The organism is Lysobacter sp. CCNWLW3 (assembly GCF_036697405.1).
Lineage (GTDB): Bacteria > Pseudomonadota > Gammaproteobacteria > Xanthomonadales > Xanthomonadaceae > Lysobacter.
This window is the reverse complement of record NZ_JBAHWA010000001.1, coordinates 540,901-558,351: the sequence shown is the minus strand read 5'-3', so window position 1 is coordinate 558,351 and position 17,451 is coordinate 540,901. Positions and strand designations below refer to the sequence as shown.

16 protein-coding genes and 1 pseudogene are annotated in these 17,451 nt (G+C 61.1%); 15 read left to right on the top strand and 2 right to left on the bottom strand.

Annotated elements, in window-relative coordinates; all coding sequences use genetic code 11:
* Positions 1–170: 170 nt before the first annotated feature.
* Entirely contained in the window at positions 171–2,954 is a 2,784-nt protein-coding gene (acnA, locus tag V1318_RS02555) for an aconitate hydratase AcnA (RefSeq protein ID WP_332937442.1), read from the bottom strand.
* A gap of 350 nt (positions 2,955–3,304) precedes the next feature.
* Here acnA and acnB point away from each other — a divergent pair, with 350 nt between their 5' ends.
* A complete protein-coding gene (gene acnB, locus V1318_RS02550) occupies positions 3,305–5,902 on the top strand; it encodes a bifunctional aconitate hydratase 2/2-methylisocitrate dehydratase (RefSeq protein ID WP_332937440.1) in 2,598 nt (865 codons plus the stop codon).
* 209 nt (positions 5,903–6,111) lie between these two features.
* On the opposite strand, the pseudogene V1318_RS02545 reads toward acnB, so the two are convergent.
* Positions 6,112–7,120, bottom strand: a pseudogene (locus tag V1318_RS02545) (integron integrase).
* A gap of 175 nt (positions 7,121–7,295) precedes the next feature.
* On the opposite strand from V1318_RS02545, the gene V1318_RS02540 reads away from it, so the two are divergent.
* The 14 genes from V1318_RS02540 to V1318_RS02475 all read left to right on the top strand — a co-directional run bounded on the left by V1318_RS02540 (position 7,296) and on the right by V1318_RS02475 (position 17,451).
* Positions 7,296–7,844, top strand: coding sequence for a hypothetical protein (locus V1318_RS02540; protein WP_332937438.1), 549 nt, complete (start codon positions 7,296–7,298; stop codon positions 7,842–7,844).
* A gap of 78 nt (positions 7,845–7,922) precedes the next feature.
* On the top strand, positions 7,923–8,204 hold the full coding sequence (locus V1318_RS02535) for a hypothetical protein (RefSeq protein WP_332937437.1): 282 nt from the start codon (positions 7,923–7,925) through the stop codon (positions 8,202–8,204).
* 79 nt (positions 8,205–8,283) lie between these two features.
* Positions 8,284–8,628, top strand: a complete 345-nt coding sequence (locus tag V1318_RS02530; protein WP_332937435.1) for a hypothetical protein — start codon at positions 8,284–8,286, stop codon at positions 8,626–8,628.
* A gap of 73 nt (positions 8,629–8,701) precedes the next feature.
* Positions 8,702–9,226, top strand: a complete 525-nt coding sequence (locus V1318_RS02525) for a hypothetical protein (protein WP_332937433.1) — start codon at positions 8,702–8,704, stop codon at positions 9,224–9,226.
* 55 nt (positions 9,227–9,281) lie between these two features.
* Positions 9,282–9,740 carry a DUF4262 domain-containing protein gene (locus V1318_RS02520; protein ID WP_332937431.1) on the top strand — a complete coding sequence of 153 codons (459 nt, stop codon included), beginning with the start codon at positions 9,282–9,284 and terminating at the stop codon, positions 9,738–9,740.
* A 57-nt stretch (positions 9,741–9,797) separates the two neighbouring features.
* Positions 9,798–10,457: a hypothetical protein gene (locus V1318_RS02515; protein WP_332937429.1), complete on the top strand. Its 660-nt coding sequence runs from the start codon at positions 9,798–9,800 to the stop codon at positions 10,455–10,457.
* A 1,889-nt stretch (positions 10,458–12,346) separates the two neighbouring features.
* Complete coding sequence (locus V1318_RS02510; RefSeq protein ID WP_332937427.1) at positions 12,347–12,811, top strand: hypothetical protein; 465 nt, start codon at positions 12,347–12,349, stop codon at positions 12,809–12,811.
* A 947-nt stretch (positions 12,812–13,758) separates the two neighbouring features.
* Complete coding sequence (locus V1318_RS02505) at positions 13,759–13,980, top strand: hypothetical protein (RefSeq protein WP_332937426.1); 222 nt, start codon at positions 13,759–13,761, stop codon at positions 13,978–13,980.
* 554 nt (positions 13,981–14,534) lie between these two features.
* Positions 14,535–14,837 (top strand): hypothetical protein, encoded by a 303-nt coding sequence (locus V1318_RS02500; RefSeq protein WP_332937421.1) that lies wholly within the window; start codon positions 14,535–14,537, stop codon positions 14,835–14,837.
* A gap of 58 nt (positions 14,838–14,895) precedes the next feature.
* Entirely contained in the window at positions 14,896–15,360 is a 465-nt protein-coding gene (locus V1318_RS02495; RefSeq protein ID WP_332937419.1) for a hypothetical protein, read from the top strand.
* A 143-nt stretch (positions 15,361–15,503) separates the two neighbouring features.
* Entirely contained in the window at positions 15,504–16,064 is a 561-nt protein-coding gene (locus V1318_RS02490) for a hypothetical protein (protein WP_332937418.1), read from the top strand.
* 80 nt (positions 16,065–16,144) lie between these two features.
* Positions 16,145–16,549, top strand: coding sequence for a GFA family protein (locus tag V1318_RS02485; RefSeq protein WP_332937417.1), 405 nt, complete (start codon positions 16,145–16,147; stop codon positions 16,547–16,549).
* A gap of 77 nt (positions 16,550–16,626) precedes the next feature.
* Positions 16,627–16,932, top strand: coding sequence for a hypothetical protein (locus V1318_RS02480; RefSeq protein WP_332937416.1), 306 nt, complete (start codon positions 16,627–16,629; stop codon positions 16,930–16,932).
* Positions 16,933–17,022: 90 nt separating this feature from the next.
* Entirely contained in the window at positions 17,023–17,451 is a 429-nt protein-coding gene (locus V1318_RS02475) for a hypothetical protein (RefSeq protein ID WP_332937415.1), read from the top strand.

Below are 17,451 nucleotides of genomic sequence, written 5' to 3'. Positions count from 1 at the left end.
GCCCCCACGAAGCCGCTTACGCCGCCTTGCGCGCCGCCAGCTGCCGCAGCACGTAATGCAGGATGCCGCCATGACGGGTGAGGGCGGGCTGCTTGCGCGGCATGGCCGCGCAGCCCGACCGAACGCCCGCCGCGCTGCGGCGGGCGGGGCTTCCGCCCCCACGAAGCCGCTTACGCCGCCTTGCGCGCCGCCAGCTGCCGCAGCACGTAATGCAGGATGCCGCCATGACGGAAGTACTCGACTTCCTTAGGCGTCAGCAGCAGCACCTTGACCTCGAACTGGACGCGGCGGCCGTCGGGCTTGGTCGCGGTCAGGGTGGCGGTCTTGGCGGCGCCGTCCTGCAGACCGGTCACGTCGACCACTTCCGAACCGTCCAGGCCGTGGGTCTGGGCGTTCTCGCCGTCCTTGAACTGCAGCGGCAGCACGCCCATGCCGACCAGGTTGGAGCGGTGGATGCGCTCGAAGCTCTCGGCGATCACCGCCTTGACGCCCAGCAGGTTGGTGCCCTTGGCCGCCCAGTCGCGCGAGGAGCCGGTGCCGTATTCCTTGCCGGCGAACACCACCAGCGGCACGCCGTCGGCCTTGTACTTCATCGCCGCGTCGTAAATAGCCAGCTTCTCGCCGGCGCCGCCGTCCTTGCCGAAGTACAAGGTGTTGCCGCCTTCCTCGCCGCCGAACATCAGGTTCTTGATGCGGATGTTGGCGAAGGTGCCGCGCACCATCACGTCGTCGTTGCCGCGGCGGCTGCCGTAGCTGTTGAAATCGACCGGCTGCACGCCGCGTTCCTGCAGGAAGCGGCCGGCGGGCGAATCCTTCTTGATGTTGCCGGCCGGCGAGATGTGGTCGGTGGTGATGGAATCGCCGAACAGGCCCATCACGCGCGCGCCGGTCACATCGGCGATGTGGCCGACCTGCATGGTCATGCCGTCGAAGTAGGGCGGGTTCTTGATGTAGGTCGAGGCCTCGTCCCACCGGAAGGATTCGCCGTCGGGCGAGGCGATCTGGTTCCAGCGCGAGTCGCCCTTGAACACGTCGGCGTAGTTCTGCGCGAACAGCTCCGGGCCGACGGTGGCGGCGATGGTGTCGCCGATTTCCTTGTTGCTGGGCCAGATGTCGCGCAGGTAGACGTCCTGGCCGTCGCTGCCCTTGCCGATGGGTTCCCGGGTCAGGTCGATGTTGACCGTGCCGGCGATCGCGTAGGCCACCACCAGCGGCGGCGAGGCCAGGTAGTTGGCCTTCACTTCCGGATGCACGCGGCCCTCGAAATTGCGGTTGCCCGACAGCACCGAGGCCACCACCAGCTCGTTCTCGGCGATGCCCTTGGAGACTTCGTCCGGCAGCGGGCCGGAGTTGCCGATGCAGGTGGTGCAGCCGTAGCCGACCACGTAGAAGCCCAGTTGCTCCAGGTCGGCCAGCACACCGGCCTTCTTGAGGTAGTCGGTGACCACCAGCGAGCCCGGGCCCAGCGAGGTCTTGACCCAGGGCTTGGCCTTCAGGCCGAGCCGTGCGGCGTTGCGCGCCAGCAGGCCGGCGCCCAGCATCACCGCCGGGTTGGAGGTGTTGGTGCAGGAGGTGATCGCGGCGATCACCACCGAGCCGTCGGACAGCTCGGCGTCCTGGTCCTTGATCCGGATCTTGGACACCGGCTTGGCGGCCAGATGCTCGGCCTGCGGCTGCGCGCCGCCCTCGGCCTTGAGCTCTTCGATGGCGCAGCCGACCCCGCGCGGCTTGCGGTTGGCCACCAGCGGGACCAGGTTTTCCTGGAAGTTGCTGTGCACGTTCTCCAGCAGGACCCGGTCCTGCGGGCGCTTGGGACCGGCCAGCGAGGGTTTGACCTCGCCCAGCTCCAGTTCCAGCGTGGCCGAGTAGGTCGCGTGGGCCTGGCCGGGCTCGTGCCACAGGCCCTGGGCCTTGGCGTAGGCCTCGACCAGGGCGATCTGGGCCTCGTCGCGGCCGGACAGGCGCAGGTAGGTCAGTGCCTCGGCGTCGATCGGGAAGATGCCGCAGGTGGCGCCGTATTCCGGCGCCATATTGGCGATGGTGGCGCGGTCGGCCAGCGGCAGGTGCTGCAGGCCGTCGCCGTAGAACTCGACGAACTTGCCGACCACCCCGTGCTTGCGCAGCATCTGGGTCACGGTCAGGACCAGGTCGGTGGCGGTGGCGCCCTCGGGCAGCTTGCCCGTCAGCTTGAAGCCGACCACCTGCGGAATCAGCATCGAGGAAGGCTGGCCCAGCATCGCGGCCTCGGCCTCGATGCCGCCCACGCCCCAGCCCAGCACGCCGATGCCGTTGATCATGGTGGTGTGGCTGTCGGTGCCGAACACGGTGTCCGGGAAGGCCTGCAGTTCGCTCATGCCGTCATGGGTCTGGACCTCGCGGCCCATGACCACGCGCGCCAGGTTTTCCAGGTTGACCTGGTGGACGATGCCGGTGTTGGGCGGCACCACCTTGAAGTTCTCGAAGGATTTCTGTCCCCAGCGCAGGAAGCTGTAGCGCTCCTGGTTGCGCTGGAATTCGATCTTGCCGTTGAGGTCCAGCGCCTCGGGGCTGCCGTAGACGTCGACCTGGACCGAGTGGTCGATGACCAGCTCGGAGGGGATCAGCGGGTTGATCTGCGAGGGCTTGCCGCCCAGGCGGCCGACCGCGTCGCGCATCGCCGCCAGGTCGACCACGCAGGGCACGCCGGTGAAGTCCTGCAGGACCACGCGCGCGGGCATGAAGGCGATCTCGGTGTCCGGCTCGCGGGTCGCGTCCCATTGCGCGACCGCCTCGATGTGCTCCGGGCCCACGGTCATGCCGCCATCCTCGTGGCGCAGCAGGTTCTCCAGCAGGATCTTCATCGAATAGGGCAGGCGGGCGATGTCGTAGCGCTCGCCCAGGGCCGGCAGGCTGAAATAGGTGTAGTCGCGGCCGTTGACGGAGAGCTGGCGGCGGGTCGAGAAGGAGTCGGGCATGGGGGTGGGGCTCCTGGTGTGCGGCTGGCGTGCCCGTGTGTGCGGGCAGGGTGGCGTGCGTTCGTCGCGATTATCACCCTATCGGATTCAGGTAGCGTGCAGACAATGGTCGCAGGCGCGCCACAGCGTTCCGCAAAAACCGCGCAAAGCCTTGCCGGATATGGCTGGCAAGGCCCCGACGCGTTGCCGCCAAACGCCATTCCAGGCAAAATACGCGGTTGAGGGGCCGCCCACGCAAGACCCGCTCCTAACGGGCAAGCTCCGAACCCCGCCAGCCCGCGACGCATCCCATTGCCATGGCCGATGCGGCGCCGGCGCGGTGCACACCAGCTCCATCTACGGGACTCTCCATGCTCTCCAGCTACCGCCAACACGTTGCCGAGCGCGCCGCGCTGGGCATTCCGCCGCTGCCCCTGACCGCTCAGCAGACCGCTGAGGTCATCGAACTGCTGAAGAATCCGCCGGCGGGCGAGGGAGAGTTCCTGCTCGACCTGATCACCCACCGCGTCCCGGCCGGCGTCGACGACGCGGCCAAGGTCAAGGCCTCCTACCTGGCCGCGGTCGCGTTCGGCACCGAGCGCAATGCGCTGATCGGCCGCGAGCGCGCCACCGAGCTGCTGGGCACCATGCTGGGCGGCTACAACATCCATCCGCTGATCGAGCTGCTGGACGACGCCCAGGTCGGCGGCGTGGCCGCCAACGCGCTCAAGCACACCCTGCTGATGTTCGACGCCTTCCACGACGTCCAGGAAAAGGCCGAGCAGGGCAACGCCAACGCCCGCGCCGTGCTGCAGAGCTGGGCCGACGCCGAATGGTTCACCAGCAAGCCGGAAGTGCCGGAAAGCCTGACCGTCACCGTGTTCAAGGTGACCGGCGAGACCAACACCGACGACCTGTCGCCGGCGCCCGACGCGACCACGCGCCCGGACATCCCGCTGCACGCGCTGGCGATGCTGAAGAACAAGCGCGAGGGCATCGAGCCCGAGGAAGACGGCAAGCGCGGCCCGGTCGCCTTCATCGAGTCGCTGAAGGACCAGGGCCACCTGGTCGCCTACGTCGGCGACGTGGTCGGCACCGGCTCCAGCCGCAAGTCGGCGACCAATTCGGTGCTGTGGTTCACCGGCGAGGACATCCCCTTCATTCCGAACAAGCGCTTCGGCGGCGTGTGCCTGGGGTCCAAGATCGCGCCGATCTTCTACAACACCATGGAAGACGCCGGCGCGCTGCCGATCGAACTCGACGTGTCGCAAATGGACATGGGCGACGTGGTCGAGCTGCGCCCCTACGAGGGCAAGGCGCTCAAGAACGGCGAGGTGATCGCCGAGTTCGCGCTCAAGTCCGAAGTGCTGCTGGACGAAGTCCGCGCCGGCGGCCGCATCCCGCTGATCGTCGGCCGCGGCCTGACCGCCAAGGCGCGCGAGGCCCTGGGCCTGCCGACCTCGACCCTGTTCCGTCTGCCGCAGAACCCGGCCGACACCGGCAAGGGCTACTCGCTGGCGCAGAAGATGGTCGGCCGCGCCTGCGGCCTGCCGGAAGTCGACGGCGTGCAGCCGGGCATCCGCCCGGGCACCTACTGCGAGCCGAAGATGACCTCGGTGGGCTCGCAGGACACCACCGGCCCGATGACCCGCGACGAACTCAAGGACCTGGCCTGCCTGGGCTTCTCGGCCGACCTGGTGATGCAGTCGTTCTGCCACACCGCGGCCTACCCGAAGCCGGTCGACGTCAAGACCCACCACGACCTGCCGGCCTTCATCAGCAACCGCGGCGGCATCGCCCTGCGTCCGGGCGACGGCGTGATCCACTCCTGGCTCAACCGCATGCTGATGCCCGACACCGTCGGCACCGGCGGCGACTCGCACACCCGGTTCCCGGTCGGCATCTCGTTCCCGGCCGGCTCCGGCCTGGTCGCGTTCGCCGCGGCCACAGGCGTGATGCCGCTGGACATGCCCGAGTCGGTGCTGGTGCGCTTCAAGGGCGAAATGCAGCCCGGCGTGACCCTGCGCGACCTGGTCAACGCGATCCCGCTGGCCGCGATCCAGCAGGGCCTGCTGACCGTGGCCAAGCAGGGCAAGAAGAACATCTTCTCCGGCCGCATCCTGGAGATCGAAGGCCTGCCGCAGCTCAAGGTCGAACAGGCCTTCGAACTGTCCGACGCCTCGGCCGAGCGCTCGGCCGCCGGCTGCACGGTGAAGCTGGATAAGGAACCGATCATCGAGTACCTGACCAGCAACATCACCCTGCTCAAGTGGATGATCGCCGAAGGCTACGCCGACTCGCGCTCGCTGCAGCGCCGGATCAAGGCGATGGAAGGCTGGCTGGCCAACCCGCAGCTGCTGGAAGGCGACGCCGACGCCGAGTACGCCGCGGTCATCGATATCGACCTCAGCCAGATCGTCGAGCCGATCGTGGCCTGCCCGAACGACCCGGACGATGTGAAGACCCTGTCGGACGTGTCCGGCGCGGTCATCGACGAGGTCTTCATCGGTTCGTGCATGACCAACATCGGCCACTTCCGCGCCGCCGCCAAGCTGCTGGAAGGCAAGCGCGACATCCCGACCCGTCTGTGGGTCGCGCCGCCGACCAAGATGGACGCCTCCGAGCTCACCAAGGAAGGCCACTACGGCACCTTCGGCACCGCCGGCGCGCGCATGGAAATGCCGGGCTGCTCGCTGTGCATGGGCAACCAGGCGCAGGCGCGCGAGGGCGCCACGGTGTTCTCCACCAGCACCCGCAACTTCCCCAACCGCCTGGGCCGCAACACCAACGTCTACCTGGGCTCGGCCGAACTGGCGGCGATCTGCTCGCGTCTGGGCCGCATCCCGACCCGCGAGGAGTACATGGCGGACGTCGGCGTGCTCAAGGCCAGCGGCGACCAGATCTACCGCTACATGAACTTCGACCAGATCGAGGACTACAAGACCGTGGCGGACACCGTCGCGGCCTGATCGGATCGCAGGTTTCGGGCGCTGGGCGCTCGCGAAAAACCCGGCTTCGGCCGGGTTTTTTGTTGGTGTGCGCCGCAGTCGAGGGAAGTGCTTTGCCGGTTCTCTGCTCGCGCCGCTGGGCTCCGCGCAAGCTCCTGAGGAGCCTTACCGCAAGCTGAGGTTTGCACACAGGCTGGGCAACTGAAGCTGCCGTTTGCCCGTGCGTAACGCTAGCAGTCCAAAGGACTCCCCACGCCGACTGTGCCGCGGTTGAGAACGTGCGTATAAATCTGCGTGGTGGTCACGTCCTTGTGGCCTAGGAGCTCCTGCACCGTGCGGATGTCGGCGCCGCCTTCCAGCAGATGAGTGGCGAAACAATGCCTAAGGGTGTGCGGGCTGACGGGCTTGATGATGCCGGCCGCCCGCGCGGCGGCACGTACCGCCCGTTGCAGCACGCCTTCGTCCAAGTGGTGGCGCTTCTCGCGTCCGTCTGCAGGATCCATTGCCCGGCGAGCAGCAGGGAACACATATTGCCAACCAGGTTCCTTCTCCGCGTTGCGGTATTTGCGGGCTAGTGCGTAAAGGAAGGGATGCCGCCCCGAAGCCGGCTTCCAGATCCAGGGCGTGCTGTGCTCGCGCGCAGTCGATCTGCGCCTGTAGCGCCTGACGTAACCGCTCCGGCAGCATCGTCTTGCGGCCCTTGCCGCCCTTGCCGTCGCGCACGGTGATCTCGTGGCGGGCAAGGTCCACATCCTTCATCCTCAATCGCAAGCATTCCATCAGCCGCAACCCGCTGCCATAAAGCAGGCCGGCCATCAGGGCTTCACGACCCGACATTGCGCGCAACAAGGCCATGGTTTCGGCGCGCGACAACACCACAGGCAAACGCGGCGCCCGTTTGGCACGGATTATGTTCTCCATCCATGGCAGATCCAGGGCCAGCACCTCCCGGTACAAAAACAGCAGGGCGGCCAAGGCCTGATTCTGGGTGCTAGGCGCGACCCGATGCCGCTGGGCCAGATCGCTCAGGAAGTACTCAATTTCCTTACCGCCTAATTCGCGTGGGTGTCGGCGGCCATTGATCTGGATATACCGGCGAATCCAATACACATAGGCTTGTTCCGTTCGCAAACTGTAGTGCTTAACCCGCAATCTGCGCCGAACTTCATCGAGCAGCCTGGGCCTTGGCGAAACCGATCCTGGATTGCTTATGACCGCGACATCTTCTGCAGTGAGCATTAGACGGCCTCCGTGCCGGTTAACACCCGTGATGCTGCATTGCTCGATCAACGTGCGAAATCGCCCTAACCCCTTGTGCTGTGTAGGAAAAATCTGATTGACCAGCCTCCCAGGCCGTCCTCATAATCCGCACTACACCTCACTTTGGGGTCTAATCGTAGTTAGGGCGCTATCCGTGACCAAGAAGCACGTCAAGACCATGGCAGAGCAAGAGGCAGAGACCTATAACGTCGCGCTTGAACACTTTCCGGAGTTTGCCGCTCAAATTGGCATCCTGATTAGTTGCTTTGCCATGCTGGAGTCATACGTCCATCTACTCATCAGCAAGCTTACCGGCGCGCCTGAGTCAGACGCTTTTATCTTTTCCGGCAGCTTCATGAACTTTCGCGCTCGCATAGAGCTATTGGAGTCTTTAGCTAAGCGCCGCGATGCAAGTGATCCTTCGGTACGCATTGCGAGGCATTTCGTGGCCTTGCTTCGGGAAGCCACTGACATTCGCAATCGCTACGCCCACGGCCGCTACAGCCTCACTTTTGAGGGCGGACGCTACTCACCCACCGCCAAAAAACTCATGAGCATTGATACATCCCTGTTTGATGCGGGCAAAAAGCCCAAGAATGTCGTCCGGGACCTCGCTCAGATCCAAGCCGAGGTGGCGCGGTTCAAGGTAATAATCTGTGAGATCCATGCTTACCTGTATCGAGATGAGGCGCCGGCTATCTAGCACGCGCCCTAACAATTCATTCAAGCCGAAGCCGCTTCGCGGCTCGGCTTAATTCAGGCGTTAGGCCCCGTAAGAGCCATGACCTCTCAAGCCCGCACCCTTATCGCTTATGCAAACTTCCTAGTGGCTGCCGTCATCGGCGCTTGGAGTCTCTACCTCATCTCAATGCCACTACATTCTCCGGTCGGCGACTCCCATGGCGGCATGCTTGGGGCTTTCTCCGGCATATTTCTGGCGCCTGTCGCGCTTGCGTCCTTCGCGGCCGGCCGGCTCTTTCAGCGGCAATCCAAAGGCGCCTGGCTCATGCAGGTGATAGCGTTGGCTCTGGTGGTCGGGCTCGTACTCGTGCTCATCCTGTGATGGGTCGCGCGGGGCCTAACAATTCATTCAAGCCGAAGCCGCTTCGCGGCTCGGCTCAATTCAGGCGTTAGGTGCGCGCATGGGCAGTAATGCAGCGGAGACAAAGAAACTGACGCTCCTTGATGGGGTTCTAGCCATCGCGCTTGTAACCCTCTTCATCGCATATATCGCGGCCGGCGGCACCCCAGAGAACGAGTGGAGAGCATCGGCCGGCAACGCTCTTTTAGGGCTAAACGTATTTGCTTGGGGCATCGCGCTTTTCCTTGCCTACCGCTGGCCCGATAGCTCCCTGCTACTTCAAGGCCTCGCCTGGCTATCCTCCCGCTTTCCAACTAGGGCTAGCCCTGTTCTGACGCTCTGCTGGTCGGTATTCTTTCTTTTTGTCGGGGCACTGATGTTCTTCACCGGTGCAGGGCTTGCGTGATCGGCCGCGCACCTAACAATTCATTCAAGCCGAAGCCGCTTCGCGGCTCGGCTCAATTCAGGCGTTAGGCGCCATGGACATATCGCGTTCTCTTCGAATCCTGTTGGTCCTTCTAGCACTCCCCGTCTACGCACCGGCGGCCGACGATATCGAGAACCCGACGTCGCCCTACTCGGTTGAAAGCGTGAGGGCCTGGCATCAGGAGCTTTCAGAGACCACTAACGGTTGGCCTTGGGCCTACCTACCCGAGGATGCTGTTGATCTGCGCGGGGATGGCACGAAACAGCTACTCATCTGCGTTGGGGGTGGCGCGCGCAGCGGAGAATTTGTCCTCTTCGCCCAAAACCATGGGCAATGGCTCCAAATCTCAGACGTCATTGATCAGTCGCACCATCCAATCCGTCGCCTACGCCATAGCAAGGCTGGCTGGTACGACTTTCAGACGTTCACTCCCCTCTGGGGGAGCAGCGGGAAAGAGGTCTTGGTTGTAACCTACCGTTGGGCCTACGGTCGCTACAGAGAATTCAGCTCGCTCGAAGGAATGTGGTGTGACTACAAGCCGTTCTCAGAAGACAAGGCCTTGTGCGGTGGCGCCTAACAATTCATTCAAGCCGAAGCCGCTTCGCGGCTCGGCTTAATTCAGGCGTTAGACGATGGGTCGAGATCTCGCCGCTCAGAACCAGGAAATCTCGAACAACATCCGAGATTACGGTTGGCATTGCCTGCATGTATTCCCTACCGAGCAAGGCCAAGACAAGTTCACTTACTCCATCGGTTTTGCCGAGACCTATGGAGCTCCTGAGGTCATGATCTTCGGAGTTGAGAGGGACAAGGCACATGCCCTGCTCAATGCCTGCGCCGAGATGCTTCAGGACGGCCACACCATTCTCCATGGCGTTGAAGACCCAAATGTCCTTAAGGGTGGCTACAAAGTGGTCTTTCGGCCCGTCCGTCCAGCCTGCTTCGGCGAATACCTAGGAACCGCCCTGCGGTACTACCAAGATAGGCCGTTCGGAGCAGTAGTCATGTTCCTTCCTGACAGAGAGCACAGGTTCCCTTGGCAATCAGGCTACGATTACATTCCAGCCGATGAGTCCTTGGTCATCGTCTAACAATTCATTCAAGCCAAAGCCGCTTCGCGGCTCGGCTTAGTTCAGGCGTTAGACGGCATGTCAAATATCCAGTGGTTTGATATGGGAGCAAAGGGGCATCATGGCTACCCTCAGCCAGAGAACTCCTGGGCCAACCAAACATACAATGGACACTGCGACTGCTGCGGCGTATATGAATCTCAGGCAGCTTCATTTAGGTTCCGAAAATCGAACCGCGCAAGCCACTCTCATTTCCGCCAGCTCAATTGGGTATTTGATGCTTGGTTTGTAACTCCGGAAGTGGAGTCAGTCCTGCGTCAAAATAGAATTACCGGGATAGATTTTTGCGACGCACTGGGTCATCAGTCCGGACTACCGCTGGAGCACCTACGCCAATTAGTAATAACCGGCGTGACCGAAGGTGTCGACACTTCGGAGTTGCCTACTGTGACCTGCAAACCTTTCAACGAGGAAGCCGACAGCTATAGTGCTCCGCTAAACAGTCCGTTCTGCGGAACAGTGAAGTACCACCCACCCACATCGATTGTAATTCCGGAGCAAGCCTTGTTGGATACGCCGGATTTATCCTTAACGACAACATGGTTTGGCAGCGGCTTTGGCGCTTGGCACTACACCATAGCGTCGCGAAAGTTTTATGATCTCGTTCAAGCTCATGGATGGCGCGGACTCGAACTGTCGCCAATTCTTCATTCAGGGCATTCCAGGCGTGCCGTCTAACAATTCATTCAAGTCGAAGCCGCTTCGCGGCGCGGCTTAATTCAGGCGTTATGCCCCACTGGAAAGGAGGTCGTATGCGTGCATTTTCTATTGCATTGACGGCGGCTGTCGCTATAACTGGCTGCACCAGCCCTTCAGTCGTACGCACAAAAGATGCCGAGGTCGGAGCGACTACGATCGCTGATGCAAAAGTGCGGCCGCCTGTAAAATGCCTCGAAAATTCTCCAGAGCGACGCGGCGAAGAAGGCTGCACGATTCTCGCAAGCAGGCTCTTAGCTGGGCCACCGACTAAGTCTGTGTATTGGCACATCGATCGCTTCGAATCTCTGGAGGTCGCAAAGAAAGCGGCCGGCCCTGACGGTGTTGCAGCGGAGGCACACAACTCTGTGTGGCTCATGACTGTCGAGGCTCAAGCTGAAGATCATCATGGTGGCCAACACGTCACCTGGATAGGCCCTCTTTCGCTCCCCGCCGCTGACCGCTATTCAATGCGGGTAGGGTCATCCTTGCTGCGACCTGGAACCGCTACTCCCGTACACACTCATTCTGGTCCGGAAGTGTTCTACATTGTTTCTGGCGAGCAGTGCTTAGAGACTCCGAAGTTCGGAAAGCATCTTGGCGCCAAGCAACAATCTTATGTCTTACCCACCGGCGAAATTCATCGTGGGCTGGTCGTTGGGCCTGACGTACGACGGGCTTTAGCGCTCGTTCTGCATGACGCCGCATACCCCGCCAGCCACGACTTGGAAGATCCGCCGCCGTTAGTCTCATGTGGTGAGGCATAACAATTCATTCAAGCCGAAGCCGCTTCGCGGCTCGGCTTAATTCAGGCGTTGGGCCGCAATGATGGATTCGCTTGAGTATCTGCTTGACCTACGGAGCCCAGGGCTTGTTTTGGCGCTCGCCTTCGTCGTCATAGTTGTCTACCCAACCTATGACTATTTCATGGTCCGCCATCATCTCAGGCGAGTGGGTTTGGAGTATTGCCGAGGGAATGGATGCACGTTTATCGGCATTGGTCACGCAAAAGCCCATTTTTCCGTCATTTACAAGACCGCCGATAGTGGTAGGCGCCAGTACGCCAAGTTTATTCTTCGCACATCACTTGGACGGTTCCGAGGGGTCGAGTGGCTGCGGTAACTCCACATCGCAGCTTGCGGCCTAACGGTTCATTCAAGCCAAAGGCGCTTCGCTGCTCAGGTCGGTTCAGAGGTTAGGCCTCGGGGAGGGCTTCATGGTCTATGAAAAAGTCAAGGCTGACGGCGCGGTCATAAAGGCGCCAAGCGTTACCTGCCGCGTGCTCGACTCCGTGCCGGTGATGTTCAAACTGGCAGAGTGACTGCGCGCCCCACTTGGGGTTTAATCGTAGGCGGGCGATACAACAACCAGCGGCATACTCAGATGAGCCAGGAAGAGCATCCGCCATCGCTGCACGGCTCCTGCCACTGCGGCTTAGTGCGCCTCACGCTGCCGGCAGTCCCTGAAACGGCGACGAGTTGCAACTGTTCGCTATGTCGGCGCACAGGAGGGATATGGGCCTACTACGAACTTGGCTCGGTCTCTATTCAAGGCCATCCCGAGAATACGGAAAGCTATATCTATGGCGATCGAACCCTGAGGAACTTTCGGTGCAGGGCCTGCGGTATCTTCACCCATTGGGAGCCGGTTGAATCCGCGCCCTCCGCTCGTCACGGAGTGAACCTGCGGAATTTTGAGCCAGCGCTCTTGGAGTCGGTCGTCGTTAGGCGTTTCGATGGGGCGGACACTTGGACATTCCTGGATTGAGCGCTTGCTGCTCTTCGCATCAGGCGATCGGAAGTTCAACGCGCCGCCTCGCAATTCATCCAAGTAGAACTCGTTTCGCGGGTCGGTTGGTCAGGTTAGGCCGCATGCGTAATCTCCTGCCAGCTTTTTTGCTCTCAGTTCTGAGCGCAGGCTGCGCTCCGCCGCGTTGGGCAGAGCCGCTGTGTAACGGGCAATTTAATACCTGGGGCCGCAGCGACAAAGAGTTGGCCCCGATGCTGAGTCGTTTGAGTGACGAGAAGCTGTTGGATCTTGCTGCCTGCAACATGGCCACTTCACATCCATCAAGTATTGGGTTCAGCGATCACTTCATAACAACCCGATCACTGCCTATGGCTGAACTTCTACTCAGTCGCGCCAAGACTCCTGATGCGGGGTTAATATCAATGGGTTACATGAGCCTGTTGCGAGAAATGAGCTACGAGAATCCAGAGTTGCTCTCCGCTGAGCACCGTAAGGCGGCTTTGGATAGGTGTCTCGCAATCTACCCGCCCTTTACAGACCGGCAGGGCAAGGTTCATCGCTACTGCAGAACTTTCGAGAGGCGGTGATGCGGCCTAACAGATCATTCAAGCCGAAGTCGCTTCGCGGCTCGACTTGGTTCAGACGGTGGCCCCCGGCGATCGAGGCCGGGCTTCTTGAGCAGCTATTTGACGCGCTGCCGCACACTACACAGCGCGGTGACATGCTCTTCTTCAGCTCCGCATTTCATCCGGAATACATTCGACCTCATCAAATCAGCGAGCGGAGCGAGCTACTCTACTCACTGGCAAATGAGAGTGTCGCCCTTCGAGAGCAGATCGGCCTGCCGGTAATTGGCTCGTCCGGTCAACTCTTCCTTTCCGCATGTAGTGGGGCGGCCAGTATGTGCAATGTGAATCGACGAGAGCCGAGATTGCTTGCAGCTTGGTTGCAGGATGAGTTGGGGCCTAACCATTCGCTCAAACCGAACCTGCTTCGCGGCTCGGCTTGACTCAGGCATTAGGTGCAGCATGAAGCGCATAATCGTCTTGCTGCTTTTGCTGACAGCTTCTGCGCCGGCTGCGGCATGCTCGATAGTTCTATTTCCTCCCGATCACGAGTTCGAGCGTAGTGAGGTTGTCGTATTGGCGCGACCGGTAGCTGTTTCGTTCCTGCCCAGGCAAGCGGCTGACCTTCGTTACGCTGAGAGCTTTCGCGAGACTGTTTTATGGGAGGTGCTTCTCAGCTGGAAAGGGGCATGGAAATCTGGAGATAGGTTCGCCACTCGTCGTACTTTTCCCGCGTCGCCATGCAACTACGAAGTTCGCCTGCCGGATGAGAACGCTTATCTCCTGTACGGTAATGGACGTGAGCCATACAAGCACTTTCGCCTGATACCTGCCGCGGAATCGTCTCGCTACATTCGGCATCTATCCAGGAAAGCTGTACGGTGAGTCGGGCAGCGCCAAAACTCATTTAGTCGAACCCGCTTCCGGCATGGCTTGGTTCAGGCGTTAGGGCAAACAGGAGACAAGGCATGAGCGGGCAAGCTAAGCAACTAGCGGTTCTTCTCTCGCTTTTTGTCGCCTTTTTGATTGGCTCTGTCATCTTTCGTGATTCGATTGGGCTCGTCGTCTTCTTGCTAATCGGGGTGGCGGTTCTTGTGCAAACTGTGCGTGTTGCTTTGAGGGTTGGATCCGGCAAGTCGCTTAGGACTCTCTGGGCCGCTTTCAAAGATGCATTTTGGGGTATTGGATAAGCTCCAACTACGGGCGCATCGCATAGCGCCTAACAATTCAATCAAGCCGAACCCGCCTCGCGGCTCGGCTCAACTCGGACGTTGGGGGTCATGAAGATTGTTTTCGCTTTGCTCACAGTTCTCGCAGTGGGCACGTTCTGTGCCGAGCTCATGGCCCAAGACGGGCCGGAGAACGTCTCACCGATTCAGCTGATTTCCACGCCTGAAAAGTTTGGCGGCTCTGACGGCGCGGAATCTACTCCCGAACAAATGCCTTGGTCGCGGCACTGCACTACTCAAGGCATTCCGGCCCGAGACGCGGAGGAGGCGGCATATCTGAAGGCTGCTGCAACTCGTTGCGAGCCGAAGGATGCATGTGTGCTTTCTTGCGGTCGCAGTGGATGCGCCGAGGGCATTGCCGGGGGCTGCTTCCATGTTTGCTCTCGCGGCATCCCGGAGCAAGTGGCTGAGCGGGCAGATCGATGGGAGGCTATGCCGTCCTGCCGGTTGCCGCCTAACAATTCATTCAGGCCGACGCCGCTTCGCGGCACGGCTTAGTTCAGGCCTTGGCAGCTATGGAAACCATCACGCGCATCTTCCAATCACTGGGCTTCCTTATCGAAGTCTTCAGCGTGCTGATCGCAATCAGCGGGTTGCTGATTGCAGTGCGTGGCTACAGACTGGCCGGAATGCTGATCGCGGTCGGTTCCGGTTTGCATGCACTCGGGTACTTCTTGATCACACATGGGGGCCATGGTCCCGATCTGACTCCGCTCAGATCGCTGCTGATAAGTGCCATGTACCCCGGGCTACTGCTCCTTACGCTTGGGTTTTGTTGCCTGGCGCTCTCGTTGCGAACTAGGCGGCGCGGTGTTTGACGATCAGTTCAAGCGGAAGCCGCTTCGCGGCTCGGCTTAATCCAGGTGTTAGGCGGCAATGGAAAGTTCCTGCCAAATCGGTCGATGGAGCATCCGCTTCGATCCGGAGCTGACGAGGCAGCTCTACGCGCGCGCCTCAGTCATGGCTTGCGAGTGTAGGGACTGCGCCAACTTCCGCGCCGCCGGCGAAGGGGCGTTTTCGCCACCTTTCCTGCATTTGCTTCACCAGCTTGCGATTGATCCCGGCAAGCCGGCAGAGCTTTGCCATTGCGGCACTAGCGGTGAAGCCATGCCAACGCAAGGCTGGTTTCATTTTGTTGGCCACCTTGATGGCGGCGCGGATGCTTGGCGGCAGACCAGCGAGACAACCCATCATCTGGATGCAGAGCCGTTTCCCGGCATGACGAGCATTGGGTTCACCACGCGCCTGTCGCAGGTGCCGGAGCCATTCCAGGGGATGCCGCTGGTGCAGCTCGAGTTTGAGGCAATTGTTCCTTGGGTTGCGGCGAACCCACTGGCATGAAACCTCGGTTGCCGCCTGCAGAGTCGTCTTACTACATCCAGCATCTATCCAAGAGGGCCATGCAGTGAATTTGCACGCGCCTGACAACTCATTCAAGCCGAGCCCGCTTCGCGGGTTGTCCTACTTCAGGTGCTAGGTCGCACATGGGTGTCATCAGTAGTTCAACGTTGCAAGAGCTCTGGAGTCTCGCGGGCGGCGATCCGACCGATGCCGGCTCGGACTGGAACGACGCCTTTGCACCGGTTGGTCTTATCCTGCTTGCTCCGCCCCGAAACTACAGTTACTGGTGCACTCCTCTCAACTCCCTCACCTTCGCTACGACAGGTGGCGACGGTGTTCATTACGGCCTCTTGTCGACGGACGGTGAGTTCACCGATTCGTCTCCCGTCGTAATGACCGTGCCCATGTGCGACACCCCGAACACGATCGTCGCCGCCGATCTCAGAGAGTTCCTGGCATTGGGCTGCCGGTTCGGCTACTTCGGACTGGAACAGCTTGTGTATGACAGGCATGCCACGCTCCAGGAGCTTGTGCTCGCCCGCTTCGATCCGGATGCCAGTCAAGGCGAACGGATGCTGCTGGAGAGGATCGCCTCGACGTTCAAGTTGGAGCCTTGGGTTGCTCCAGCGCGCCGTTTGGATGAGTTGCATGCGATGTTTGCATCTGCCGTACGGTTGCCCCCGGAGGCCTTGGGTGCGGCTTAACAGATCATTCGAGTCGAACCCGCTTTGCGGGGCGGCTTGGTTCTTGCGTTAGGCGTCCCTTCATTTCAGCGAGGTCGCGAATGTCTGTACGCACAGCTTCCTGCACTTGCGGTCAGCTAAGCATCGAGCTTCAAGGTGAGCCTTTAGATGTAGGTATTTGTCACTGCCTTGCATGCCAGCAGAGAACTGGAAGCGTCTTCGCAACCCTTGCCAGTTTTGCTGCCCCTTACAAGGTAGTAGGCTCAGCTACCGAGTTCGTTCGCACGGGCGAGCAGGGGGCGAAGTTTCGCTACAGGTTTTGCCCGTTCTGTGGAACGAACCTCTTCCACACAGAGGAGGGTGAAGTTGATGGTGTTGGCGTTGCTGTGGGCGCCTTCGCCGACCCCGGTTTCCCGCTGCCTCAGGTTTCGACTTACAACTGCCGCAGACACTCGTGGGTGCAGCTGCCGTCGGATGTTGCGACTTTTGAAAGGGATCCCGAGTGACGCTTTCAATTCATTCAAGTCGAGCCACCGCTTCACGGCTCGACCGGGTTTAGCTGTTAGGGGCCGATATGACATCGTTGCAAACCTGGCTGGAAATACTGATCGCTTTTGCAGCGCTGCTAAACGTCGCCGCAACCCTGGAAACAGTGCTCAGCCCGTTTTTGGGGAACTGGCAGCGGGCGGGCTGGCTAGCCTTTATCTGGCTTGTGCCGATAGTCGGTGCTGTCGTTTCGCTCATTCGTGCGTGGCGGAGCTATCGTGGGCTGGACCGCACGTTGGAAGACGACGCCCTGGCTGACTTAGCCGACGTGGTCGGAGTTCCGGTGGCAGGCCGGACTCGCGGCAGGTCTTTGGGCGACTGGGGCGGCGATGCCGACGATTGATCGCCTGACGCCGGCCCTAACCATTCTTTCAAACCGCAGCCGCTCGCGGCTCGGCTTAATTCGGGCGCCAGGTCGCTCAGGAAAGACGATATGAACAACCCATTCCTAATCCTCGGCGCGGCTTTGAGCGCGGTGGCGGCCCTCTTGCACGTCGGTTGCATCGTTTTTGGCGCTTCCTGGTATCGCTTCTTCGGCGCCGGCGAACGGATGGCTCAACTGGCGGCGGCCGGCAGCTGGCGTCCCACTCTCATCACTTCGGGCATCGTGCTGGTACTGGCCGCCTGGTCGGTCTATGCCCTCTCCGGTGCGGGTGTCGTTCCCAGGCTGCCTCTCGTTCGCACCGCCTTGTGCATCATCACCGGCATTTACATGCTGCGTGGCCTAGCGGGCTTTCCCATTGCGGCCAGTTCGGGTTCGGCATTCTGGTGGTGGAGCTCCGCGATTTGCCTCACCATTGGTCTTGTCCATCTGACCGGGGTTCGTCAGGCCTGGGCTCAGCTGTCGTCGGGGGCGGTCTAG